Source organism: Oceanirhabdus sp. W0125-5 (assembly GCF_027938815.1).
Classification (GTDB): domain Bacteria; phylum Bacillota; class Clostridia; order Clostridiales; family Clostridiaceae; genus Oceanirhabdus.
Map to the genome: position 1 here is coordinate 1115994 of NZ_CP115913.1, position 25470 is coordinate 1141463.

Consider the following 25470-nt stretch of genomic DNA (forward strand, 5'->3'; position numbering starts at 1 on the left):
TGAATTATGGGGGAGAGATAAATGAACGAGATGAAAATAACTAAAGCAGAAGCGAGAGAATTTCTTGTTAATTATCATGGGTTAGGGAGTACAAGTACATTTGAGGGAGAAGAAGGAATACTTAAATATATGAAAAGAGTTGGATGCATTCAATATGATCCCTTGAATGTTGTAGGAAGGAATCCAGACTTGGTTTTGCAATCAAGAATACCAGGATATTCTTCTTTAGTTTTGGAAAAGATGCTTTATAGTGACCGTTCCCTGATTGATGGGTGGGATAAGATGATGGCAATATATAGACAAGAGGATTGGCCTTTTTTTCGTAGAGTGAGAAAACGAAAGGAAGAATCCATAAAGGCAACTCTTCGCAATAGAGGTTCAATTGAAGCATTAGAGTTAACAGGACAAATTCGTGATATATTAGTGGCAATGGGTCCACTTCAAGCTAGTAAAATAAATATAGGAACAGGTGGCAAAGGTAGATGGGGGCATAGGAAATTATCCAGTGCTGCCTTAGACTACATGTTCAACATTGGAGAGTTGGGGATATACGGGAAAAACAATACTCAGAAAATCTATGACTTAGTTGAAAATATATTACCTAATGATTTGATAGAGTCTCCAGATCCATTTGTTAGTGATAGGGATTTTTATAAATGGTATTTTAAAAGAAGGATAGGCAGTGTTGGAATTTTATGGGGGTGCAATGGAGGAGGGTGGCTAGGACATTTTCTCTCAGATAAAGCATTGCGTACGTCTATATTGGAAGAGTTAGAGAAGCAAAAGAGTATTGTTTCTTTATCTATTGAAGGTATTGATGAAACTTTTTATATGAGAACTGAAGATATTAAGATATTAGATTATATTAGAGAAAAAACTATTCAAGAAAATAATGAAGGAACAATGAGGTTTTTAGCACCTCTTGATAATCTTTTATGGGATAGAGCCATGATTGAAGATATTTTTGGGTTTAAGTACAGTTGGGAAGTGTATGTACCAAAAGATAAACGTAAATTTGGGTATTATGTCCTTCCAGTGCTATATGGAAATGAATTTGTAGCCAGGTTTGAACCGGAAATGCATAGAGGCAATAAACCATTGGAAATAAAAAATTGGTGGTGGGAAGAGGGGATTACAGTAACTGAAGAGATGAAATTTGCAGTTAAAAAGGCTTTAAAAAGTTTCTGTGAATACCTTGGAACTGAAGGTGTTCACGTAGAGAGTTTGAACAAAATATTTTAAGTGATGGAGATGAATAATTAATGATTAAAAATAAAAATAAAAATCCTTTTGAAAAATGTCCAGTTTATGAAACTGAAAACTTAATATTTACAAAAGTAAAACTAGAAGATGCAGAAGAACTATTTCAATGTTATTCAGATCCAATTACTAGAGGACATATGAATAATGATAATTGTGGTGGTGAATGGGATTGTCATAGCGTAGATGTTGTAAAGAAAGGTATTAAAGGATGGGAACAGGAATTTCAAGATAAATTCTATATAAGATGGAGTGTAACATATAAACCAACTAATAAGATCATTGGAACTATTGAAATAGCACCAGTTCCTAATATAACAAGATTTTTAGATGGTGTCTGTGAGACAGGAATATTGAGGGTTGATATTATATCATTTTTGGAAAAAGAAAAGATATTCACTGAAATATTTGATATGGCAACAAATAATTTCTATTCAGACTTTGATATTAAGAGCATTATTACTAAGTATACAAATGATGATATTGAAAGAGTTTTGAGTTTGGAAAATTGTAATTATAAAAGACTGGAAGATTATAAGATAATTCCATATAGTGATTATTACATAAAAAGTAAAATTGACAACATTTAATGAGATGATTCCATTTAAATAACATATAATAAATAGATTATTTTAATATAGCCCAATTATATTGTTACCTAAACAATATAATTGAGCTAATTCATTTACAAATCACATCTAGTAATATAAATACAATATTTTATCTAAGATAAAATGAGTCAAATTTTCATCTCCAAAGAACAATAAAATGTAGTTTCTGTGTAAGCAGAAACATCCATCATTCTCCATTCTACATTATCAATTCTCCATTACGGTTTTGTTCAGTCCAAAATTTATCCATGGCAAAGCACCATCTTCAGTAAAGTTTGAAACATTATAAAGGAATAAAACTTCATTAATATTGTTTTCATTAACATATTCCTTTAAATTAACCTTATAATATCTTGGGTCAATTACATGTATCTCTTCATAATGAGCTGATAAAAATGGAATAAAGCAGTGAGCATATGAATCTTTAATCACCATTATTTTTTTATTATTTTTATTATCAGTAGTTATCTTAAGTTGAGGATTATTTCCGTTTAAGAAAACAGTATATTTATCTTTTTTATGGAGATTATCATCAAAGTAATAAGTATCATAGCTTTCTGTTTTATTATTAAAAGAAATTTCAATATCCTCAAATGTTTTATGATAAAAAGCTTGAATTTCATCAGCTGCTATATGTGTATTGTTAGCTTTAGAATATAAAGTTCCATAAAAGCTATCTGTTAATGTTTTTATTTCAAAATCCTCAAAGTTTATAGGTTCTAAACCCTTACTTTCCATAAATGATGTATATCCATAATAAGCTCCAAGCATTGTCCAGTGATGATCAGTTTTGAAATAAAGATATTCATCTTTATTTTCTAAAAGATAGTCCATAGGATTTATAAAATTTAGTTCATTATTTATCATTGAATTAACATATTCCATTAGTTTCTTTTGGTCATAACTAATAGCATATTTAGGTAGCTTATCTTCGTAAATTTTCACCGAGTTTGGTACTAGTAAAAAATTTATCGGGATATCACCAAGGTAATCTTTAAATATATTAATACTATTGATATTTTTATCAAGATTCTCTCCAGGCTTTTTAAACTTTTCTAGAAGAAATCCATCTTCTCCAAAATACACATTATTATTATCCATTTTAAGTGAGGCTCTTTCAGTATCTGATTTTATTCCAACCCAAAAGTCCCTAAAAGGAAATTGATCTTGTATATAGTCTTCGAAGTCTTCAGTGAATTTCCCTGAAAAAAGATTTTTTAAGTTGAATTTAGGAAACCCACTTAAATTTCTGTTTTCTAATTCAGAAAAACTTCTATCTGGAATAATAATGTGAAATATAAGTCCAAGAAGCATTATTATTGAACACATAAAAGTAATAAATCTATTTGATGTTCTACTCAAATTATCACCATTCCTTATTAAAATCTAAAGTATAGAAAAGGATTGTAGCTTGCATCAACTAGATAAGCAGTTGATAAAAATACTATAATAAAACAATTAAAGTTAACTACAACATTTTCATATAAAGTATTAAACTTTTCTTTTTTCATTAAATAATCATGAAACTTTTTAAATATTGGAGTTGCAGCTAAGGTGCTTACAACTAGAATTACTATATTATTTAAGAAGTAGTATACACTTTCATTATCAATAAATGAGTTGTTATTTAAGGCAAACATTGATTTAAGGTATATTACCACTTGAGACATATCTTCAAAATAAAATAATACCCATCCTATAATAAGAATCAATAAGACATAAACATGATTTAATAGGGGAGAGATTTTCAGAAGAATGTCTTTTAATAAGAATCTTTCTAATGCAATAAAGAATCCAAAATAAATTCCCCATAAAACGAAGTTCCAGCTGGCTCCATGCCAAAGTCCAGTTAAGAACCAAACAATAATAAGATTTCTTAGTGTTTTAAAAGTTCCAGATCTATTTCCACCTAAGGGAATATAAACATAATCTTTAAACCAAGTTCCTAAGGACATATGCCATCTTCTCCAAAACTCAGAAATACTCTTAGAAATATATGGATAATTGAAGTTTTCACAGAAGTCAAAACCAAATATTTTTCCAAGGCCTATTGCCATGTCAGAATATCCACTAAAGTCAAAGTATATTTGAAGCCCAAAAGCTATTATTCCAAGCCATGCTGTAAGAACTGGAATACTTGATAAATTAGAAGTGCTAATTTCACTCCAAAGATAACCCACATTATTAGCTAGTAAAACTTTCTTTCCAAGTCCAATAATAAATCGTCTTATTCCCTTTCCAATGTGATCTAGCGTTTCCTTTCTATCATTAAGCTGATCAGCAATTGTTTGATATCTTACAATAGGTCCAGCTATAAGCTGAGGGAAAAGAGTAACATAAGCAGCTAATGATATAAAGTTCTTCTGAACAGGAGCTTCGCCTCTATAAACATCTATGGTATATGACATGGTTTGAAATGTATAAAAGGATATACCTATAGGTAAGGGAAGGTTAAGAAGTTTAAAACTCGTATCAAAAATATTATTTATATTTAAAATTATAAAATCTGAGTATTTAAAAAATGATAGTAGACCTATATTAATTATTATTGAGGATAACAAAAAGGTTCTTTTTAGCTTCTTATTGTCCCAGTATTTATGAATTAATATACCGTGAGTATAGTCAACTAATGAAGAAAAAATCATTAGTAAAATATAAACTGGTTCCCCCCATGCGTAGAAAATTAAACTCATAATGAGGAGTATTAAATTTTTAAGTTTTCTTGGGAATAAAAAATATAAGAATAAAGTAACAGGTAAAAAAACAAATAAAAAAGTTAAACTACTAAATACCATATTATCTCCTTTGTTTCATAGTAAAAGCCTGCCGATATTTTTCAGCAAGCCTTTACTATATTTAATATAATTAAAATGTAATCCTGTTTAATTATTGTAACATTTCATCAAAAATATTTTCAACCTCTTGTGGTTCTTCAGATACAATGTAGATTAAGTATTTACCTTTTTCTTTAACAATTCTATTTTGTACCTTTTCATACTGATCTGGAAGGTATTGAGACCAAATTCCTTCTTGATTTTCAGCTGTTTTATCTAAAACTTTCTTTAAATTTTCTACTGAACTTTCATCTTTTGCTTTAAATACAACAATCATATCTGACTTTACATTTATAAGTGAGTAGATAGCATAGCCTTCTTCAAGGTCTTCAGTATTAAGCTCCATTGATTCTAACAAAAATTTATTATCATCACTAGGTGTTGAAAGATCAGTTAAAACAAGACGTTGAGATGAAGGTAATTCCTTTATTTTATCAGCCATTTCTTTTAACGAAATATCCTTAACAGTTTCTTTTTGACCACAAGATGCAAATGAAATCATAACAAATGCAATCATTAAAATACTTAAAATCTTTTTCATATTATTTTTCCTCCGTAGTTTTATTATCTTAATTTTTTATGGATAATATTCCATTGTTATATTTACATACTCATATACGACGAGAAAAAATAAAAGTTATATATATAATAAAAAAATTATTAGTAATATTTAGTTAACAACAAATAAAAAATAGCTATAAGTTCTTAAGTTGAACTTATAGCTATTTAATAGTAATGAGATTGAGGGCTGTTTACTTTTTGTTTTTATTAGATTTATCACTTTTGGAATTTGATTGTGATTTATCATTTACAGTTTTTTCTTTTGAGTTTTTATTATAATCTTTTTCATGGTTTGACTTTTCATTATCTTTGTTACTATGCGTATTTTCATCTGAACTATGTTTTTCATCTGATGAATGATTTTTATCTTTAGTTATGTAGGAATCTGATTTATCTTCTTTTTTATTAGCATTAGTTTTATCTTTTGAGTTATTTTTCTTGTCATTATCGTAGCTATCATCATTATTTCGGGATTTATCGTTATTATTATCTTTATCTTTTGTTATGTATGTTTCTTTTTCAGCCCCATTAGGGGGAGTGCTTCCGTTTGAATCTTTTGAAGAGGAAGCCTTCCCTTTATTAGTTTGGGTTTTATCTTTTGATTTATTTGAATTATTATTTAAGTTGATTTTTTTATCTGTATTTTTATCCTTATCCTTATTTTTATTTGGTTTATTATCATCATTTTTAAAGGTATTTTTATTATCTGATTTATTATTAAATGATGAAGATTTATCTTTATTTAATTTATCATAACCCTTATCTTTATCTTTTGTATTTTGTTTATGATTACCTGTTTTATTTTGATTATTTTTTTCTATATAATCTTTTTTATCAACCATAGGTTTAGTTTTTTCTTTTTTAGGTTTTATTTCAATTTTATCATGAGATTCTTTTTTTAACTTAATTTTTAATTGTCCTTTATTTGAATTATCTTTAGTAGCTTTAATATTAACATGTAGCCCTTCTTTTGCTACTTTCTCATAGAAATTATCAAGCTTCACTTCAGAATCTTTTTTTCCTTTAATAGTAACATTAATGGTTCTACCAGAAGAAATATATTCTTCATTAATGAAATTCTGCTCTTTACTTTCTTCAATTATCATTAATAGACCGTCATCTAATGTTTTATTCTTTAAATTTGTACTTTTTAAAATTTGTTCACCATCTTGGTTCAAAGGTGTAGTTTTAATGATTCTATTAAATACATTTCCTTTAAGCTCAATAGAAGGATTTATGTTAACTTCAACAGTAGTTACAGGAGTAAAGTAGAAGCCTGTAAATGCACCTAAAAAGACTAAAAGAAAGAATGAAGCGGCTAAAGAAGCAAATTTCATATAAGTACGTTGTTGTATAACTTGACCTGAATAAATTTCACCTATTGAAGGTGATTTTTTCTTGGCCCATACTTTAAAAAACTGACCATCATTTGTGAGAATTGCAGCTTTATTGTTATTAATTTCTAAAACCATACCAGTTCTAATCATTATTATCACCTGCTTTTATATTCAAATATGTTCTAACATGTATATATTCATCATTAGACAACACAATTATCAATGTTAATAAATAATTACGCCATCTTTCAATAAATTTTCTTTTTTCATTAAATGTATCTATAATTTTCTTTGCAGGAAGTCGTTTTTTTGTTTTAATATGTTCAACAATAGTATCATCTTTAGCACATGAAAAAGCTAAATTAAGAAGATGATCTCTTGTATCTTTATGTTTAGGAGATGCTGATATTAGCGTATCAAAGGAAATATCATATTTTGAAAGTTCATCTTTTAAGATTGATATTTCGTCCGCACGATTATTATTTTCTACTTTTTTTTCATGTTCACTTATTGATTGAGTTACATCAATATAATCAAAATCTTCATCTTCTTTTTGAAAGGTAAGGTAAGGCGTGTTTTTCTTTTTTCTAAAGTAATCATAAATTGAATTCCTTATTACCATTCTAGAGAAGGAATAAAAATTTCCTCTTGAATCTTCATATACATCACATGACTTATTAAATGCAATCATAGCGATACTCAGTTCATCATCATTTTCCCAACTTAATTTTCTATTACATATAGAAGAAGCTGATTTATATATGAATGATTTATTTTCTTTAATAAATTTGTCTCTATTTTCTTTGTTTAATTTTTCTTTATTAAATTTTAATCTTTTAAATGGTTCTAATATTACCCCACTGATCAATGAGTAGAGAAAAGACATTAATATCACCTCTATACTTATATATACGACATAAATTAAATATTTTAAGGGGGATTTTAAGTTTTCTAGTTGTCTAATTTTTGGAAATAAAATCCCTACTAATTACTATATATTAATATTTAGTTTAACAGAAATTCTTTAAAATCTTAATAATTATTTTCATTTTACAAAATTAACTTTTAATTTTAGTTTCTGCATATATGTATGTAAATACAATGGAAAAATATTTTTTTAAATTTTTTTATTTTCCCCCCACAAAGTTTAATGTATTACTCGTAAATAGTCATAGAAAAATAATTTGATAATGAGATTAATCTTAGGAGGAGTTAAATATGAAAAAAGCAGCAGCTATTTTATTAGCTATAACAGTATTATTCAGTCAGGGGTACACAATCGCTAGGGCTGATAATGATGGAACAACTCAAATAGAACAGAAAATAACAGCAGAAGAAAATGAAAATAATGAAGAAGCTACTACTAATGAAGAGGTAACTACTGAAGAAGCAACTGAAGAAGCAACTGAAGAAGCAACTGAAGAAGCAACTGAAGAGACAACTGAAGAAGCAACTGAAGAAGCAACTGAAGAGACAACTGAAGAAGCAACTGAAGAAGCAACTGAAGAGACAACTGAAGAGACAACTGAAGAAGCAACTGAAGAAGTAGCTGAAGAAGCAGAGGAAGAGTCTGAAGAAGCAGAAGGTGGGATTTTACCAGGTAATATTCTTTATATATTTGATAAATTAATGGATGATATTAAATTAAAATTAACTTTTGATGATGAAAAAAAATTAGAAGTTATAAGTGAAATAATTAAAGAGAGATTAGCAGAAATTGACGCTTTAGAAGAGAAAGAAGATAAGGAAGAACTTATAGAAGAATTAGTTGAGGATATTAAAGAAAAGGTTGAAATCATAGATGAAACTTTAGATGAAGAATTGGAAGAAGAAACAACTGAAGAAAATGAGGATGAACAAGCCGATAAGGAAGAAAATGAAGATGAAATTAAAGAAGAGAATGAAAAGTTAGATGTTTATAATAAGATTCTTTCAAAGATACTAGATAGAATTGAAAGAAATGAAGAAAATGAAAAATTAGAAGCTGTTTTTGAAATGCAGATAGAGAAACTTCAATCTGTTAAAGAAATGGTTGAGAAAAGACATGAGTTGAATACAGCAAGACAAGATCTTAAGAAGTCTGAAAACGAAATTAAAAAAGCTGAAAAGAATCTTAAACAAGAACTTAAAAAAGAGAAATTAAGTGAAGAAGAAAAGGCTTTATTAGAAGAAAAAATCACAAATCTTAATGAGGAATATTCAAATAAAAAAAATGAATATAACAATGCTCAAGAAGAAATGAAAAAAGCTTTTAAAAATAAGAAGGAAATTAATGAAAAATATAGAGGTAAGAAGTCATTTATAGAAGAGGAAAATAAAGAAGAAGAACAAATAAAAGAAGAAATAAAAGAAGAAATAAAAGAAGAACAAAATGAAATAAAAGATGAAGCGGAAGTTAAAGTTGAAGAAGATACAAATAAAGATGATAAAGATGTAGAAGAAGATGATGATTCAGACCAAGATGACGATAAAGATGATGACGAAGATAAAGATGAAGACGAAGAAAAGAAAGAAGAAAAAGCTAATAAGGTAAAAAATGAGAGTGAAAAAGGTAAAAGTAAAAGTAAGAAATAGTAGATTTTAAGAGGTTGAAGCGGTACAAGCTTTTTTAAAATAAACAAAAGAGATATGCATTATTTGAGTGCATATCTCTTTTGAAAATATTTTAATCACACAATAGATTAAGTTGTAATTTTGAATTGGAGTTCAAAAGAGTGGGGATTTAATCGAATTTTTAATAAATTTAAAAAAAATATTAAATTTTTTAAATTACCCCTTAAAATTTCTAAATTTTATTCGTAAATAGAAGTATAAGGATAATTTGATTATCAAAGGAATTAAAGGAGGAATTAATTATGAAAAGATCAGCAGCAATTTTATTAGCTATGTCAGTATTGTTTAGTCAGGGGTATACTGTTGCAAGAGCAGATAATGATGGAACAACACAGATAGAGCAGAGTGTAACAACAGAAGAAACTGTAAATGGCCAAGAAGCTACTACAGGAGAGGAACAAAGCAGTGAAGAATCTACTGCTATTGATCAAGAAGTGGTTGAAGAAACAGCTGAAGAAGTAGAAGGTGGAATTTTACCAGACAATATTCTTTACGTATTTGATAAATTAGTGGAAGATATTCAATTACAATTTGCAATTGATGATGAAGCAAAATTAGAAGTTATAAGCAGTATTATACAGGAGAGATTAGCAGAAATTGAAGCTCTAGAAGGTCAATCAGATACAGAAGAGCTTATAAATCAATTAGTTAATGATATTGAAGAAAAAATTGAAATCATTGATGAAACTGTAGAAGGAACAACAGAAGAAGGAACAACAGAAGAAGGAACAACAGAAGAAGGAACAACTAAAGAAGGAACAACAGAAGAAGGAACAACTGAAGAAGGAACAACTGAAGAAGGAACAACAGAAGAAGGAACAACTGAAGAAGGAACAACAGAAGAAGGAACAACAGAAGAAGGAACAACAGAAGAAGGAACAACAGAAGAAGGAACAACTGAAGAAGGAACAACTGAAGAAGGAACAACTGAAGAAGGAACAACTGAAGAAGATGCAACTGAAGAAGATGCAACTGAAGAAGATGCAACTGAAGAAGATGGAACTGAAGAAGACGCAACTGAAGAAGATGGAACTGAAGAAGACGGAACTGAAGAAGATGGAACTGAAGAAGACGGAACTGAAGAAGACGGAACTGAAGAAGATGCAACTGAAGAAGACGGAACTGAAGAAGATGCAACTGAAGAAGAGCTTGAAGAAGAAAATGAAAAGTTAAGTATTTTTGAGAAGATACTTTCAAAAATTCTTGATAAAATTGAACAAGCAGAAGGTAATGAAAAACTAGAAGCTGTTTATGAAATGCAGAGAGAAAAACTTGAATCTGTAAAATCGATGGTTGAAAAAAGACATGAATTAAACTCAGCTAGACAGCAATTAAAAAAATCTGAAAATGAGATTAAAAAAGTGGAAAGAAACCTTAAGCATCAACTTAAGAAAAATAACTTATCAGAAGAAGAAAAAGCATTAATTGAAGAAAAACTAGCCAATCTTCATGATGAGTATACGAACATAAGAGAGGAATATCATAATACTCAAGAAGAAATGAATAAAGCTTTTCAATATAAGAAGGAAGTAAATTCAAAATATAGAGGAAAGAAATCATTCATAAAGGATGAAGAAATAGATGAAGTGGAAGAAGAGTTAAATGAAGAGGCAAAAGAAGAGTACGAAGAGGCGGTAGATGAAATTAAAGAAGCTGAAGAAGAGTTACAAGAAAAGCTTGAAGAAGAAGAGTTAACTGAAGAAGAAGCAATGAAAATAAAAGAAGAAATTAATAATCTTTATGCAGAGAAAGTAAGCTTAGAAGAGAGAATGGAAGAATATAAAACAAAGCTTAAAGAAAAAAGAGAAGAAGTAGAAAAAAGAAAAGAAGAATATACAAAAGAAATGAAAAAGAAGCAAGAAGAGAGAAAAAAAGGATACGAGAAAAAAAGAGACGAAATGAAGAAAAATCAAAAAAGTAATAGAGGTAGATCAAAAAAGAGATAGTGATAGATAATGCAATTAAAGTGGACAATCTATCGTAGACTTATATGAAAAATAAATAATATGTAATCATAAAAAAAGCACAAAGTTCTTAAATAATTAAGACTTTGTGCTTTTTTAGATAAATTTGATTGTGTATTTTAATGTTCTCTTCGGAAAATTTTTTTAATTAATCTCAGTAGTTTACTAGAATATTTTTTTTCACACACTATGCTCCCACAATGGGGACACTTGTCAAACTTTGGAGGAACATAGCGACCGCACTTGTTGCAATAATTATATTTCATGGGAATCCTCCTAAAATTAATTACCAATATTTTACTATTATTATAATCAAAAAGCAACTAAATTGATATTATTTTTCTGGAAACTGAATTATTTTTTGTATAAAAAGTAGAATAATATATAACAATAAAAAACAGTAACATTAATAGATGGATTAATTGAAAGTGAGTATAATTATGAAAAATAATTTCATGGAACAATTATATTTTGATAAGGTTAGAGAAAGATTACTTGACGGTTCATATATATATGGAAATGGGAAACAAATACTTAATAATATTTGCGAAAATTTAAATATGGATAGATATATAGCTAATGATATTGAAAAAAAAATACTTAATGAATATATAGATACTATAGGAAATAATAAAAGTCTATCATTTACAAAAGATGAGATAAGTAAAATGTTATTGTTAAATAATGATGAGAGAATATCAATTAATTTAAACTCTTTGAGAAAAATAAAGATAAGAGATGGTATTAATTATTTGTTCATAGGAGACTTTTGGGAGTGGGAAAAGCCTATAGTAGAGATAAAAAAGGGAAGAAATATATTTAAAATATATATAGATAGGGTGACATTTAAAGATAAGATTATAAAAATTGAAGAGTTATTGTTGCCAATAAAAGTGATTAAAGGAATTAATATTAGATTAAATGTAACAAGTTATAATAATTCAATTGAAATAATTCTTAAAGATATTGAGATTGCTAATGAAATACAATGTTTATTAAAAACTTTAAAAAACAGAAAAAATAAAATTCTTAATAGTGTTTGAACGATTCAACTTCGATAAGTTTGAAGTATAGAAAATTGAAGTAAATAAGTTTTGACAAAATATTATAAAAAAGTTATTGACAATGATTCTCATTAGCATTATAATAAAATCATGTTAAAGAACAAAACACATACTAATATCCTAAAAAATTAAAAAATTGACCAAATTACCTTTTATAACTTCACTGACCATGAAGATGTACTAAAAAGGTATAAAAAGATAAATTACCTAATATTAGTGAGGTAATAGTAATACTCCCCAAAGAACGGCTGACCACCGTTCTTTTTTTCATACTAACATTCTATAGACAGAAAAGAGAGTAAAAACAATATATTATTACTATCTCATTGATCATCAAAGTTTGAAAAAATATTTTGAAAAAGATTCCAAGTTGTTATTGATTTAACAATCCTAAAATGTTACACTATTCTTGAAATTAATATATTTGTAGGAAGACACTTTAAATATAAGAAAAATATTAAATTTTGGAGGTGAATAGCTTCAGATTTATATTGAAGCTGAGGGTATGGTTACAATAGAGATTTGTGTTGGAAGTGCTTGTCATTTAAAAGGATCGTATCATGTTGTAAATAGACTTCAAGAAATAGTTAAAGGTAGAGCATTAGAGAAAAAAGTTGAGATTAAGGCTGCCTTTTGTTTAGGAAGATGTACAGAATCTGTGTCTGTTAGAGTAAATGGTGAAAAAATTCACTCTGTTTCTCCAGATCAAGTAGATGAGTTTTTTGAAAAAGAGATATTATCTTTAATTTAGTAATTTTTTTTATGGACATTTGTTAAAAAAATAACCATTTAATTAGGTCTATAGGAGGAAAAGTCATGGGGAAGGGTAGCAATGTAGAGTTAATGAAGTTTGATAGTGATGTTCAGAAGATAAAATATGATGTTCTTAAAGAAGTGGCAAGTACAGCTTTTAAGGGTATAGAGTGTGATGAAAATAAGATTGCAAAAAAGATAGTACCGGGACCAAAACCCGTAAGTAGATGTTGTATATATCACGAGAGAGAAATTGTTAGAGAGAGAGTTATACTTGCAAATGGTGGAAATATTGAAAATGATAATATAATAGAAGTTATTCCAGCAGCATGTGATGAATGTCCTATAAATAGATATAAAATTACAGAGGCTTGTAGAGGATGTTTATCTCATAAGTGCGCTAAATCATGTCCATTTAATGCAATAGAGATTATTAATCAAAGAGCTGTTATTAACTATGATTTATGTAAAGAATGTGGCAGATGTCAAAAGGCTTGTCCATATAATGCTGTAGCTGATATACAGAGACCATGCATAAGGGCGTGTGGAGCAAAATCTATTTCAATAAATGAGGAAAAAAAGGCTGTTATAGATAATTCCAAATGTGTTAGTTGTGGACAATGTTCACAAGCGTGTCCATTCGGAGCAATAATGGATAAATCTCAGATAAGTGATGTTATAAGAGATATAATAGATGAATCAAGAGAACATAATGTATATGCGATTATAGCACCAGCTATAGCAAGTCAGTTTACTTTTGCTGATATAGGTCAGGTTGTTAGTGCTATAAAGAAAGTTGGATTCACAGATGTTGTTGAGGTTGCACTTGGAGCCGATATTATAGCAGAACATGAATCTAAAGAATTTGCTGAAGTAATGGAAGAAAAAGATTTTATGACAACATCATGCTGTCCAGCATTTGTTGAGTACATTACTAAAAATTATCCAGAGTTAATTGATAATATGTCAACATCTGTATCTCCTATGATAGCAACAGCAAGATTAATAAAAAATACAGATAAGAATGCAAAGGTAGCTTTTATAGGACCATGTATGGCTAAAAAAATGGAAGCTAAGAAAAGTGATATTGCAGATGGGGTAGATTATGTTTTAACATTTGAAGAATTATTAGCAATGCTTGATGCTGCTGATATTAATGTAAAAGAATGTTCAGAGGCACAGCTTAATAATGGTTCTTATTACGGAAGAATATTCGCTAGAAGCGGTGGAGTAACTGAAGCTATAATCCAGGCTATTGAAGAGTTTGGCATAGAAGGAGAATTTAAACCTGTTAAGTGTAATGGTTTAAATGAATGTGATAAAGCTTTAAAATTGGCTAAGATTAAAAGGTTACAAGGAAACTTTATTGAAGGAATGGCATGTGAAGGTGGATGTATTCACGGTGCTGGTTCAATCTCATTTGGACCAAAGAGCAAGGTTACTGTAGATAAATACGGTGAAATGGCTCTTGAGAAGAACATAAAAGATTCATTGAGAGTATTTAATACAGATAACATAGAACTGCATAGAAAATTTTAGTATATAAAAAGTGCCTAAAGGTTTAGGCACTTTTTTTGTTGTGTTTAAGAAAACTTTCTAATTTTAAGGTGAAATGTGTATTCCTCAGAAGAGTTTTTATTCATGGCTAGTATAGTAACTGGTGAATTGTCTTTTACAGTTTTAGTATCTTTTATGCTCACTGATCTTGAAGAGTTAATATTTCCAATAGGTCTACATGATGAAATAATATCAGATTGATTTTTTAGAAATACAACACACTGAGTTTCTGTATCAGTGAAAGTTATCAACAAATAGGTTTGTTTTAAATCATCCTTTGTGGAAAAGGTGTTTATTGAATCTAATAATATTGTGTTTTTTATAATCTTTCCTTCTGTACAGTTCTCTACCCATATATGAATTTCATAGGTGTAGTTTTTTCTTAAACCATTGAGTTTAAATAAAAAAGATGAGTTTGTATTTTCACTTCTGAGGAGGAGTCTATCATGTTCATTTAAAGGGATATTCTCAATGGTGATGTTTCTTGTAATGTATCTTTTCAGATCATACTTCTCAATAATAATTGCCACTTGAGAGGTAATAAATAGTAGTAACACTATTAAAAAAAGAACATTGTACTTTTTCATTAAGACCACCTCACTTTAGGATATGCTAAAGTTAGGGAAAGTTCTAAAGTATTACATGGAAAACTTATCTAAATTAAAAGTTTAAAGAAATGTAGAATGTAGAATGTAGAATGGAGAATGAATGACATTTCTCTTCGAGAAATTTTAATCTTGTTGTTCCTTGGATAAAGGGAGTTAACTCGTTTCATTTTGAATGAAACCTTGTATTTTAACTATAATATTTTATCTAAAGATAAAATGAGTAAAATCCCATTGTTCTAAAGACCAATAAGATGTAGTTTCTGCGCAAGCAGAAACATCCATCATTCACCATTCTCAATTCTCAATTCTACATTTGTTATAAAAAGCTTTTGCTTTTTATAACAATAATCTCCCCTATCATGACAAGAAATTACTAGAGGGAAAGAATTGATTTTGAAGAATAATATAATAATAGAGGATATAAAGAATGTAGAGATTCTGTATGGGAGATTTGAATATGAAAAACAGTGGAGAAAGACAATTTTTAAATAGAATAATAGTAATGTTAATTGTTTTGATATTGATAACATCAGGTATTTTAATGTATGTGGATAAGTTATTAACTTATAAAGTAGATAGTATGAAGCCTAACTATCACTTTTATTTTATAGGTCAGAATAAGGTGGATCCTTTCTGGCAGGAGGTTATTGATGGTGTGAGAAAGGGTGCAGAGGAATATAACGTTATGGTTGAATATAATGCACCTAGATTCACTAATATTGAGGAACAACTTAAATACATTGATATTGCTGTGTTGTCAAATGTGGATGGAATAATAACACATACATTTAACAACAAGGATTATAGAGAGGTAATAGATAGAGCTAAGGAGAAGGGGATACCTGTTATTGTAGTTGAGAATGATTTACCAAATAGCAATATAGATGCTTTCGTTGGAGCGAATAGTTTTCAGCTAGGAGAGAAGGCTGCTAAGTTAATGATTAAAGCAACTGGAGGTATAGCTGATATTGCTGTAATTGAGGGTGGTGGATACGAAGATAATTCATCAGCTAATGATAATAAGATAAATGGGTTTATAAGTTCCCTTAAGGATAGCAGGTTCATGAATGTAATTGAAACAAAGTCATCAAAATTAGGAATCCTAAGTGCTGAGGAGATAACAGCAAATATATTAAAGAATAATGAGAGTGTTGATGCTATATACACAACAAATTCAATAGATACTATGGGTGCTGCTCAGGCAATAATTGACCACAATAAGGTTGGAAAGGTGAAGCTTGTTGGATATGGTGATACTGAGGAGATAAAAAGGCTGATTGAACAGGGTGTTGTATATGGAACTATAATAGGAAATCCTAATGAAATTGGATTAAAGAGTGTGGAAACTTTAGTTCAGATAAAGGAAGGAAAAAGTGTTTCAACATTTATTGATACAGGTTTCAGGATTATTAAATAGAGAGCAGTGGGTGATTTTGTGAAGGAGTTATTTAGCTTAAGTAGTTTTAGATCAAAAATGATATTGGCATTTTTAGTAATAACAGCTGTATTCGGTGCTGCAAATATTTACTCATATATTAATGGGAAAAAAGGTCTTGAGAGATTTTCACATATAATTGATGAATATGTATATCTTAATGAACTTGGAGAGGACATAATAGCATTAGAAACAGAGGTAGAGAAGTACCTTTCATCAAAGTCTTCTACTGCCTTGCTGAATTATTATAATATTCACAGCAAACTCAGTGAAAAGTCACAAGGAATCAGTAGGGTTAATAGCTATAATGAGTACGATATTATGATGAAAGATATTGGTTTTATGATAGATGAAATGTTAAAAGAATCAGATGAAGCAATAAATGCGAAGCGTGGAAGGAGCAGCAGCGAGTATAATAATCATTTTGTAAGAACCTATAAGATAAGTGGGTATATAAAGTTTTATATTAATAATCTTCTAAATAATAAGCTTAAAACTGGTTCTATTGAATATGAGGAGATAAGCACTAATCAGGAAAGGGTTAATGTTTTTAATATTATATTCATAGTGGTTGTTATAGTATTCAGTATAGTTACAGCAGTGCTTTTCACGTACAAGATAACCAGGCCGATTATAGATCTTTCTAATGCTGCTGAACAGATATCAGAGGGGAATTATGATATTGAACATATAAATGTAGAAACTCATGATGAACTTAGAACATTGGCAACAGGATTTAATAACATGGCAGATAGTATTAAGCTTCATATTGAGGGGATAAAGACTCAAGCTGAAACAGAGAAGAGGCTAAAGGAACAGGAGATGCAGAATTTAAAGATGAAGAATCTTCTAAAGGATGCTGAATTAAAATCACTTCAGTCTCAAATTAATCCTCACTTTCTTTTCAATACACTAAATGCAGCATCTCAGCTTTCTGCAATGGAAGGGGCAGATAGGTCCTCAGAGTTTATATTGAAAGCAGCAGAATTATTCAGATACAGTTTAAGAAAGTTAGAAGAGCCAGTGACAATAATGGATGAGGTTAATAATGTGAGTGCTTATATGTATATTCTTAAAACAAGATTTGGAGATAGAATAAGTTACTCAGTAGATGTGGATGAGAGTGTTAAAGATGAAAAAATTCCTTGTACAATAATCCAGCCTATAGTAGAAAATGCATATATACATGGGCTTGAGGAAATAGAGGAGCATGGAGAAATATTATTAAAAGTTAAAGAACATAAGGAAATTATCGAGATAACAGTAAAGGATAATGGTGCTGGTATGGAAAAAGAAAAGGTCATGGAAATTCTTAATCCAAGTGGAAATAAGAGCAGCAGTGGACATGTTACTGGAATTGGTACACGTAATGTTATTGATAGATTAAAGCTTTTTTATGGAATAAGTAATACAGAAGATATTATCCATATTGAGAGTAAAAAAGGTGTAGGAACATCTGTTACATTGAAGATTCCTAAGGGCAATTTAACTAATTTAAAAGGTTATGGGGTGTAAATATGATAAAGCTTCTTATTGTAGATGATGAATACTTAGCATTGGATTTTATAAAATTTCTCGTGGAGAAGAACTTTGATGACATTGAGATAGTAGGAACAGCAAGATCAGGAAGAGAAGGAATTGAAAAGGCTATAGAGCTTAAACCAGATGTGATTTTTATGGATATAAGAATGCCCGGAATCAATGGTATTGAAGCTATCACTAAGATACAGGAGAGAGTAGATGATATTTATTTCGTCATAACCACAGCATATGAATATTTTGATTATGCTAAAGATGCAGTTAAATTGGGGGTGTATGAATATCTATTAAAACCAATTAACAAGGAAAAGATGATAGATGTTCTTAAGGCTATTAAGAATGAAATAAAAGATAAAAGAGAAGCACTTCAAAGAGAGATGATACTTAAAGAAAAGGTAAATAAGGTGCTTCCAATAATTGAAGGACAGTTTATTTACTCAAAGATGATAAATTCAAAAACTAAGGGAATTTCCTTTTATCAGGATATGTTCGCTATGGACCTGAATTACGGATATACAATAATGGGGGTTGTTAAACATAAGAAGGAAGATTCCACAGAAGAGGAGATAAATGATAGTTTATTGGATCAGGAGTTTTTTGAAATCTTTACCCATGAAATTAAGAAGTTAACTCCATGCCTTGTAGGATTACCATTGGTTGATAGAGTAGTTGCGTACATACCTGTTAAAGAAATTCACGATATGTATGAAATTAGAAATAGATCAATTGATATAGCTAGGAAATTATATAAGAGAATAGATGATAAAATTAGAATAGATTATAGAATAGGTATTGGAAGACCATATACTATAGAAAATTTTTCAAGTGGATGCAATGAAGCATATATGGCTGCTAATCTACCCAATCTTCATAAAGTAACTCATTTTGAAGATGTAGCGATAACTACAGAGAAAGTAGATGATTATCCTAAGGTTAAGGAGAGCATCTTGATAAATAAGACCCTTATGGGTGATAAAGAAGGAGCATTAAGGGCTTTTGAGGATTTGTTTTTGTATTTTACAGTAAACTTTAGTGATGATATCGATAAAATTAAATCTTATCTTATAGAGATTCTAATACTCATGAAGAGAAATATTCCTTACGATATATTCCAAAAGGACTTATATGAGCATAAATATCTTAGAAAGCTTTTAAAAATAACTAATCTTGATGTTCTCAAAATGACATTCTCAGATCATCTTAAGAGTATTATTAAGGGAATTAACGAGGAGAGAGAAGAGGAGTTACACGGAATTATTGCTAAGGTTCTTGACTATATGGAGCGTAATTATAATAAGAATATTAGCCTGAATGATCTTGCTGAGGAATTCAATATGAGTTATCACTATTTCAGTAAATTTTTTAAAGAGTCTACCGGGAAGAAATTTGTTGATTACTTAACTGAGATAAGAATTGAGAAATCAAAGGAATTATTAAAACAGGGGAATTTAAGTGTAAAAGAAGTATGTTATGAGATAGGGTATAGAGATCCAAATTATTTTAGTAAAGCATTTAGAAAGGCTACAGGAGTGACACCTACTGAGTTTAGAAAAAAATGATTATATTTATGGGAGTGATTTTACTAAATGGGCAATGTTGGGGTAAAAAGATTAAAGGTATTATTTATTTTAATTTTAGTTGGAATTTTAACTGTTCTTATAACAATCACAGCTTCTAAGATAATCAGTATTTCAAAGATTGAAGTTGAAAAGAAAGAAAGTAAGAATAAAATTAGTCGAAAAGTTAAAGTGGGCTTCTCAATGGGAACTCTAAAAGAGGAACGGTGGCTTAAGGATAGAGATATTTTAATGGCTAAGGTTCAGGAGTTAGGTGGGGAGATAATAATTAAGAATGCTAATAATGATGATGATGACCAAATAAATCAGGTACAATATCTTCTTAAACAAGGAATAGATGTCCTTATTCTTGTAGCTAACGATCATACTAAAGCATCTACTGCAGTTAAGTTGGCAAAGGAGGCAGGGGTAAAAGTTATAGCATATGATAGATTAGTTCTTGATTCAAATGCAGATGTATATCTTTCCTTCGATAATGTTGCAGTTGGAGAGAAGATGGCTGAAGCAATAGTAAATAAGATAGCTCAATCTAAAATTATTATTATCCATGGAGACCCAAGTGATAATAATACTAAGCTTATTAGAAAAGGATATTACAATGTGCTTCAGGAGTATATTGATGAGGGGTATATAGAAGTTATAGGCGAGTATTGGGCAGAAGATTGGATGCAGGAATATGCATTTAATACTACTAATGAGCTTCTAGGAGAAAAGGTGAAATTTGATGGTGTTATAGCAGGAAACGATAGCCTTGCAGGTGGAGTTATAAGAGCACTTGCAGAACATAGATTGGCAGGAAGGGTATATGTAACAGGACAGGATGCAGATCTTGACGGTTGTCAGAGAATTGTTGAGGGGACTCAACTTATGACGGTTTATAAACCCATGGAGGAAATGGCAACAGCAGGTGCAGAACTTGCTATGAAGCTTGCAAGAGGGGAAGACTTAGGAATACAGGAAAAAATAAGTGATGGAACATATGACATACCTTATTACGTTATAGATGTATATGCAGTGGGAAAGTATAATATGGAGGAAACTATTATTAAGGATGGATTTCATTTGAGGAATGAAGTTTATAGAGAAAAGTAAATATAAAACAAATGGAGAATGGAGAATGTAGAATGGAGAATGATGGACATTTCACTCTGTGAAATTTTAATATTATTGTTCTTTGGACAATGAAGGTTTACTCGTTTCATTTTGATGAAACATTGTATTTTAAATACAATATTTTATCTAAGGATAAAATGAGTAAAATCTTCCTGTTCTGAAGACCAATAAGATGTAGTTTCTGCGAAAGCAGAAACATCCATCATTATACATTATCAATTATACATTATACATTTGTTTTTAAGTGCACGCATCAGCGTGCCTTTTTTGTAACAATCCTGTAACTTTTTCTTCATACTTATGTAACCAAAACAAACATTATAAAAGGTATAATTAGGACATACAATAGATATCAATAAATGAATGAAATATTGGTTAGGAGAGATTTGTATGAGGAAAATTTTAAATATAATAGCTGTATTATTAGCAATAACATTGGTAACTTCTTGTTCACCAAAGGAGAATCAGAAGATAGATGTAGAGAATAGTAAAAAAGTAGAGGATAAGACTTCAGAAAAGAAAAAGGATGATGATGAGTATTCTGGTAAGGATATAATTATTGGACTTAAACATAAAGTGGATACTGATATTCTTTATACTACTATAGTTTTAAAAGATGAAAAGATGATGCCTTATGAAGTAGAGAAGGATGTTATTTTATATCCATATGGTGAGGAAATGTACAAGTTTCAGGTAGCAGAATTCAATCATGAATCTGTTAATGAAGATATGAAAGATCAATATGATGAAGAGTTAGGGGAGTATCCTCTATATGCATATAATCATAAGTTTAACTTTAAAGATATTCAATTTCTAAAGAAGGAAGAAGAAGCAAAATCCACAAGAACAGTAGAGGGACTTATGCCTGAGGAAGGAGAAATTGCTAATATCAAATTTGGTAGAGATGAGATAATGGCAATAGGTGATGGATTCATTTCTATAAAAGAATATACCATGGCAACAGGTGGCGGAAGCATGGTATATGCTAATAATACAAACAAGATTTATAGTATAGAAGGACTAAATGAAAGTAAAGAAATCAAAATTAATCAAGTATTTAATGGAGATTTAGATAGAGGGATATTAGAAGTAATGGAAAAGAACGAGATTAAAGAAGAAGAGAAGGAAGAAGGAAACTCAAGTGATAAGTTCTACTTTGATAAGGAGAACATAACAATAGTAGGATTTGAGGGGGAACTGGTTCTAGGATTACCATATGTTCAGGAGTTTACGCATACAGGAAATGGATCACACTTTAAAGATATGTTAAGCTACTCTAAAATACCTGTAGAGCTTAAACAAGGATTTAAAAGGGATAAGCTTCCTGTTGAATATAAAGAATTAGAGGAAAATATTGAAGAGTTAAGAGAGGCTTACTATATTAAAGAAGTAGAAGCAATTGTTGTGTTAACTAAGGATTCATTAGAGTTGTATATGAGAGAAAATAGAGAGTGGAATAAGCCTGATAAAACAATCCCTATTAATGGCGATAGTTATATAGTTTATGTTGGAGAGGCTTAAAAAAATAATGTAGAATGTAGAATGGATAATGTAGAATGAAGGACATTTCACTTTGTGAAATTTTAATTTTATTGTTCCTTAGATAATAAGGGGTTTACTCGTTTCATTTAGATGAAACATTGTATTTAAGATACAATATTTTATCTGAAGATAGAATGAGTAAACTCTTTTTTGTTGTAAAGAACAATAAAAATGTAGCTTTTGCCCTAAAGCAAAAGCATCCTTCATTCTCAACTCTTAATTCTCAATTTTTCATAAGGTTTTACGTCCTCTGTATTTTTTTACAACAAAAAAATGCAGAGTTTTTTAATAGAATGTTAAGTATGTTAAAAAAGTTAAGAAAATATAGAAATCTTATAGAATTCTGTTATTAAATTATTTACCCATGGTCAGTATAATGAAATCAAGAGGTACACAAGGGATAAATTTTTAAGTATTAATAAGTTTTAAAAAATGTTTAAGGGGGAACACATTGTGAAAAGATTATTATCAATATTAATTACTGTATTAATGGTTGCTACAGTTTTTGTAGGGTGTGGTAAGGACAAGGCTGCTTCATCAGATAAGATTAAAGTAGGATTATCTCTTCCAACTCAAAGGGAGGAAAGATGGGTAAGAGATAAGGCTAAAATGGAAGCAGTTGCTGAGGAAATGGGTATTGAGTTAATTGTTAAGGTTGCAGATGCTAACATGCAAGAGCAAACTACACAGGTAGAAGCTTTATTAAATCAAGGTATTGATGTTTTAATATTAGCTCCTCACGATGCATCAGCTGCAGCATCATTAGTTGAAATGGCTAAGAAAGATGATGTACCAGTAATATCATATGACAGATTAATTACAGGAACAGATAAATTAGATTACTACCTATCTTTTGATAACGTAAAGGTAGGAGAAATTCAAGGTAAATTCATTAGTGAAATGGTTTCAGAAGGAAATTATATCATTATGTCAGGTGCTCCAACAGATAATAACGCTAAGTTATTCAAAGAGGGTGCTATGAAGTACATCCAACCTTTAATTGATTCAGGAAAAATCAATGTAATAGCTGAACAAGCTGTTGAAAACTGGGTACCAGAGAATGCACTTAAGATTGTAGAAGCTGCATTAGCTGCTAATGACAATAAGGTTGATGGTATATTAGCACCAAACGATGGTACTGCAGGTGCAGCAATCCAAGCATTAGCTGCTCAAGGATTAGCTGGTCAAGTTCCAATAACTGGACAAGATGCCGAAAAATCAGCTGCTAAGAGAATTATGGAAGGAACTCAATCTATGACAGTATTTAAAGATACAAGAGATCTTGGTAAAGCTGCTATAGAGATTGCTGTAAAAATCGCTAAAGGTGAAAAAGTAGAAACAAACAGTGCTGTAGACAATGGAGTAGTAGAGGTTCCAACAGTATCACTTGATGCTAAAGTTGTAACAAAAGATAACATTAAAGAAGTATTAATAGACAGTGGATACATGAGTGAAGATGATCTTAAATAATTAAAATATTGACTGCCGAGGAATAACAAAGCATGTTATTCCTCGCTTTTAAGAAAGGTGGTCTTGTGTGATGAAAGAAAACTATATATTAGAGATGCAGAACATTATAAAAGAGTTTCCAGGGGTAAGAGCCCTTGATAATGTTAATTTCAAGGTGAAAGCTGGAGAGATACATGCTCTTGTAGGAGAAAATGGAGCAGGTAAATCCACACTTATGAAGGTGTTAAGTGGAGTACATCCAAAGGGAAGTTATGAAGGAAAAATTATAATTGATGGAAAAGAGCAGGACTACAGCAATATAAAAGAAAGTGAAGAGGCTGGAGTAGGGATTATTTATCAGGAATTAGCTTTAGTTAAAGAGATGAATATATGTGAAAATATTTTCTTAGGAAATGAGTTTCAAAAGATGGGAATTATCAATTGGAACAAGGCAATGGCAAAAACTAAAGAATTATTAAATAGAGTTGGTTTAGATGATAAACCTGATACAAAAGTTATGAATCTAGGAATAGGTAAACAGCAGTTAGTTGAAATTGCAAAAGCCTTATCAAAGAATATTAAGATTCTTATTCTTGATGAACCAACAGCAGCATTAAACGAAGATGATAGTGAAAATTTATTGGAGATTATAAGAGAGTTAAAGAAACAGGGAATAAGTTGTATTTATATTTCACATAAGCTAAAGGAAGTAAAGGCAATAGCTGATACTATCACAATTTTAAGAGATGGAAAGACAATAGAAACATTTGAAAATGAAGAAGATACCTCAATGGATAGAGTTATCACAGGTATGGTTGGAAGAGAGATGGGGCAGTTATTCCCAAGAGAAGAGCATACCCCTGGAGAGGTAGTTCTAGAGGTTAAGAATTGGAATGTATACAATCCAGAGTTACCAGATAAAAAAACAATTGATAATATTAGCTTTAAGGCGAGAAAAGGAGAAATCCTAGGAATTGCTGGGCTTATGGGAGCAGGTAGAACAGAGCTTATGATGAGTCTTATTGGTGCATATGGTACAAATAAGAGCGGAGAAATTTTTATAGAAGGGCAGAAGCTAAATATTAAAGGTCCTAAAGCTGCAATTGAAAATGGTTTATGTTATTTATCAGAGGATAGAAAGAAGACCGGATTGGTTTTAGATATGGATATAAAAGAGAATACAACTCTAGCTAGTTTAGATAAGATATCTTCAATTTTTGGGATTAATGAAAATGAAGAAATTAGAATTTCAAATGACTACGTTAAGGTGCTTAAAACGAAAACACCATCAATAGAGCAGAAGGTTAAGAATTTAAGTGGTGGTAATCAGCAAAAGGTAGTTATTGCAAAATGGCTTATGGCTGATCCTAAGGTTCTTGTTCTAGATGAGCCTACAAGAGGGATAGATGTAGGTGCTAAATATGAAATCTACAATATCATGAATGAATTGGTTTCTAAAGGAGTTAGCATAATCATGATATCTTCAGAATTACCTGAGATTTTAGGTATGAGTGATAGAATTCTTGTAATGCATGAAGGAAAGTTCACTGCAGAGCTTGATTATAAAGACGCTGATCAGGAGAAGGTAATGTACTATGCAACTGGAGGGAATCACAATAGTTAGGCATAAAGAATAAGGCATAGAGATAAGGA

20 protein-coding genes are annotated in these 25470 nt (G+C 29.8%); 14 read left to right on the top strand and 6 right to left on the bottom strand.

The features are described 5' to 3' along the window. The first annotated feature begins 21 nt into the window (after positions 1–21). Positions 22–1242, top strand: coding sequence for a winged helix-turn-helix domain-containing protein (locus tag OW730_RS05450; RefSeq protein WP_271228054.1), 1221 nt, complete (start codon positions 22–24; stop codon positions 1240–1242). A gap of 20 nt (positions 1243–1262) precedes the next feature. Then, a complete protein-coding gene (locus tag OW730_RS05455) occupies positions 1263–1850 on the top strand; it encodes a GNAT family N-acetyltransferase (RefSeq protein WP_271228055.1) in 588 nt (195 codons plus the stop codon). Between the two features lie 228 nt (positions 1851–2078). On the opposite strand, the gene OW730_RS05460 is transcribed toward OW730_RS05455, so the two are convergent. The 5 genes from OW730_RS05460 to OW730_RS05480 form a co-directional block, all read right to left on the bottom strand. Continuing rightward, on the bottom strand, positions 2079–3233 hold the full coding sequence (locus OW730_RS05460; RefSeq protein ID WP_271228056.1) for a DHHW family protein: 1155 nt from the start codon (positions 3231–3233) through the stop codon (positions 2079–2081). Positions 3234–3250: 17 nt separating this feature from the next. After that, a complete protein-coding gene (locus tag OW730_RS05465; protein WP_333781261.1) occupies positions 3251–4279 on the bottom strand; it encodes an MBOAT family O-acyltransferase in 1029 nt (342 codons plus the stop codon). A 478-nt stretch (positions 4280–4757) separates the two neighbouring features. Next, positions 4758–5246: a DUF4358 domain-containing protein gene (locus tag OW730_RS05470; protein ID WP_271228058.1), complete on the bottom strand. Its 489-nt coding sequence runs from the start codon at positions 5244–5246 to the stop codon at positions 4758–4760. A 211-nt stretch (positions 5247–5457) separates the two neighbouring features. Further along, positions 5458–6753, bottom strand: a complete 1296-nt coding sequence (locus OW730_RS05475; protein WP_271228059.1) for an anti-sigma-I factor RsgI family protein — start codon at positions 6751–6753, stop codon at positions 5458–5460. Next, positions 6746–7489, bottom strand: a complete 744-nt coding sequence (locus OW730_RS05480) for a sigma-70 family RNA polymerase sigma factor (protein ID WP_271228060.1) — start codon at positions 7487–7489, stop codon at positions 6746–6748. Before OW730_RS05480 ends, OW730_RS05475 begins: the two co-directional genes overlap by 8 nt. A 332-nt stretch (positions 7490–7821) precedes the next feature. On the opposite strand from OW730_RS05480, the gene OW730_RS05485 reads away from it, so the two are divergent. From OW730_RS05485 to OW730_RS05505, 5 genes are all read left to right on the top strand, one after another. Continuing rightward, complete coding sequence (locus OW730_RS05485; protein ID WP_271228061.1) at positions 7822–9177, top strand: DUF5667 domain-containing protein; 1356 nt, start codon at positions 7822–7824, stop codon at positions 9175–9177. Positions 9178–9458: 281 nt separating this feature from the next. Beyond that, the gene (locus OW730_RS05490) at positions 9459–11162 is read left to right on the top strand and encodes a DUF5667 domain-containing protein (RefSeq protein WP_271228062.1); all 1704 of its coding nucleotides are present in this window, start codon (positions 9459–9461) and stop codon (positions 11160–11162) included. Positions 11163–11620: 458 nt separating this feature from the next. Then, positions 11621–12223, top strand: coding sequence for a hypothetical protein (locus OW730_RS05495; protein ID WP_271228063.1), 603 nt, complete (start codon positions 11621–11623; stop codon positions 12221–12223). A gap of 526 nt (positions 12224–12749) precedes the next feature. Beyond that, positions 12750–12995, top strand: a complete 246-nt coding sequence (locus tag OW730_RS05500; RefSeq protein WP_271228064.1) for a (2Fe-2S) ferredoxin domain-containing protein — start codon at positions 12750–12752, stop codon at positions 12993–12995. Between the two features lie 65 nt (positions 12996–13060). Beyond that, positions 13061–14536, top strand: a complete 1476-nt coding sequence (locus OW730_RS05505) for a 4Fe-4S dicluster domain-containing protein (RefSeq protein ID WP_271228065.1) — start codon at positions 13061–13063, stop codon at positions 14534–14536. Positions 14537–14580: 44 nt separating this feature from the next. Here OW730_RS05505 and OW730_RS05510 read toward each other — a convergent pair whose 3' ends face one another. After that, the gene (locus OW730_RS05510) at positions 14581–15141 is read right to left on the bottom strand and encodes a hypothetical protein (protein WP_271228066.1); all 561 of its coding nucleotides are present in this window, start codon (positions 15139–15141) and stop codon (positions 14581–14583) included. 478 nt (positions 15142–15619) lie between these two features. Between OW730_RS05510 and OW730_RS05515 the strand changes: the two genes are divergently transcribed. From OW730_RS05515 to OW730_RS05545, 7 genes are all read left to right on the top strand, one after another. Next, positions 15620–16579, top strand: coding sequence for a substrate-binding domain-containing protein (locus tag OW730_RS05515; RefSeq protein WP_271228067.1), 960 nt, complete (start codon positions 15620–15622; stop codon positions 16577–16579). 18 nt (positions 16580–16597) lie between these two features. Continuing rightward, entirely contained in the window at positions 16598–18112 is a 1515-nt protein-coding gene (locus OW730_RS05520; protein WP_271228068.1) for a sensor histidine kinase, read from the top strand. Positions 18113–18114: 2 nt separating this feature from the next. Beyond that, positions 18115–19695, top strand: coding sequence for a response regulator (locus OW730_RS05525; protein ID WP_271228069.1), 1581 nt, complete (start codon positions 18115–18117; stop codon positions 19693–19695). A gap of 27 nt (positions 19696–19722) precedes the next feature. Further along, positions 19723–20805 (top strand): sugar ABC transporter substrate-binding protein, encoded by a 1083-nt coding sequence (locus tag OW730_RS05530; RefSeq protein ID WP_271228070.1) that lies wholly within the window; start codon positions 19723–19725, stop codon positions 20803–20805. 411 nt (positions 20806–21216) lie between these two features. Beyond that, positions 21217–22347, top strand: a complete 1131-nt coding sequence (locus OW730_RS05535) for a hypothetical protein (protein WP_271228071.1) — start codon at positions 21217–21219, stop codon at positions 22345–22347. A 474-nt stretch (positions 22348–22821) separates the two neighbouring features. Beyond that, on the top strand, positions 22822–23838 hold the full coding sequence (locus OW730_RS05540) for a sugar ABC transporter substrate-binding protein (protein WP_271228072.1): 1017 nt from the start codon (positions 22822–22824) through the stop codon (positions 23836–23838). 70 nt (positions 23839–23908) lie between these two features. After that, positions 23909–25441, top strand: a complete 1533-nt coding sequence (locus tag OW730_RS05545; RefSeq protein WP_271228073.1) for a xylose ABC transporter ATP-binding protein — start codon at positions 23909–23911, stop codon at positions 25439–25441. The last annotated feature ends 29 nt before the right edge of the window (positions 25442–25470 follow it).

Coding starts and splice junctions, on each gene's coding strand:
- OW730_RS05450 (WP_271228054.1), top strand. CDS start 22: ATGAACGAGATGAAAATAACTAAAGCAGAAGCGAGAGAATTTCTTGTT.
- OW730_RS05455 (WP_271228055.1), top strand. CDS start 1,263: ATGATTAAAAATAAAAATAAAAATCCTTTTGAAAAATGTCCAGTTTAT.
- OW730_RS05465 (WP_333781261.1), bottom strand. CDS start 4,279: ATGTCATATACCATAGATGTTTATAGAGGCGAAGCTCCTGTTCAGAAG.
- OW730_RS05470 (WP_271228058.1), bottom strand. CDS start 5,246: ATGAAAAAGATTTTAAGTATTTTAATGATTGCATTTGTTATGATTTCA.
- OW730_RS05475 (WP_271228059.1), bottom strand. CDS start 6,753: ATGATTAGAACTGGTATGGTTTTAGAAATTAATAACAATAAAGCTGCA.
- OW730_RS05480 (WP_271228060.1), bottom strand. CDS start 7,489: ATGTCTTTTCTCTACTCATTGATCAGTGGGGTAATATTAGAACCATTT.
- OW730_RS05485 (WP_271228061.1), top strand. CDS start 7,822: ATGAAAAAAGCAGCAGCTATTTTATTAGCTATAACAGTATTATTCAGT.
- OW730_RS05490 (WP_271228062.1), top strand. CDS start 9,459: ATGAAAAGATCAGCAGCAATTTTATTAGCTATGTCAGTATTGTTTAGT.
- OW730_RS05495 (WP_271228063.1), top strand. CDS start 11,621: ATGAAAAATAATTTCATGGAACAATTATATTTTGATAAGGTTAGAGAA.
- OW730_RS05500 (WP_271228064.1), top strand. CDS start 12,750: ATGGTTACAATAGAGATTTGTGTTGGAAGTGCTTGTCATTTAAAAGGA.
- OW730_RS05505 (WP_271228065.1), top strand. CDS start 13,061: ATGGGGAAGGGTAGCAATGTAGAGTTAATGAAGTTTGATAGTGATGTT.
- OW730_RS05510 (WP_271228066.1), bottom strand. CDS start 15,141: ATGAAAAAGTACAATGTTCTTTTTTTAATAGTGTTACTACTATTTATT.
- OW730_RS05515 (WP_271228067.1), top strand. CDS start 15,620: ATGAAAAACAGTGGAGAAAGACAATTTTTAAATAGAATAATAGTAATG.
- OW730_RS05525 (WP_271228069.1), top strand. CDS start 18,115: ATGATAAAGCTTCTTATTGTAGATGATGAATACTTAGCATTGGATTTT.
- OW730_RS05530 (WP_271228070.1), top strand. CDS start 19,723: ATGGGCAATGTTGGGGTAAAAAGATTAAAGGTATTATTTATTTTAATT.
- OW730_RS05535 (WP_271228071.1), top strand. CDS start 21,217: ATGAGGAAAATTTTAAATATAATAGCTGTATTATTAGCAATAACATTG.
- OW730_RS05545 (WP_271228073.1), top strand. CDS start 23,909: ATGAAAGAAAACTATATATTAGAGATGCAGAACATTATAAAAGAGTTT.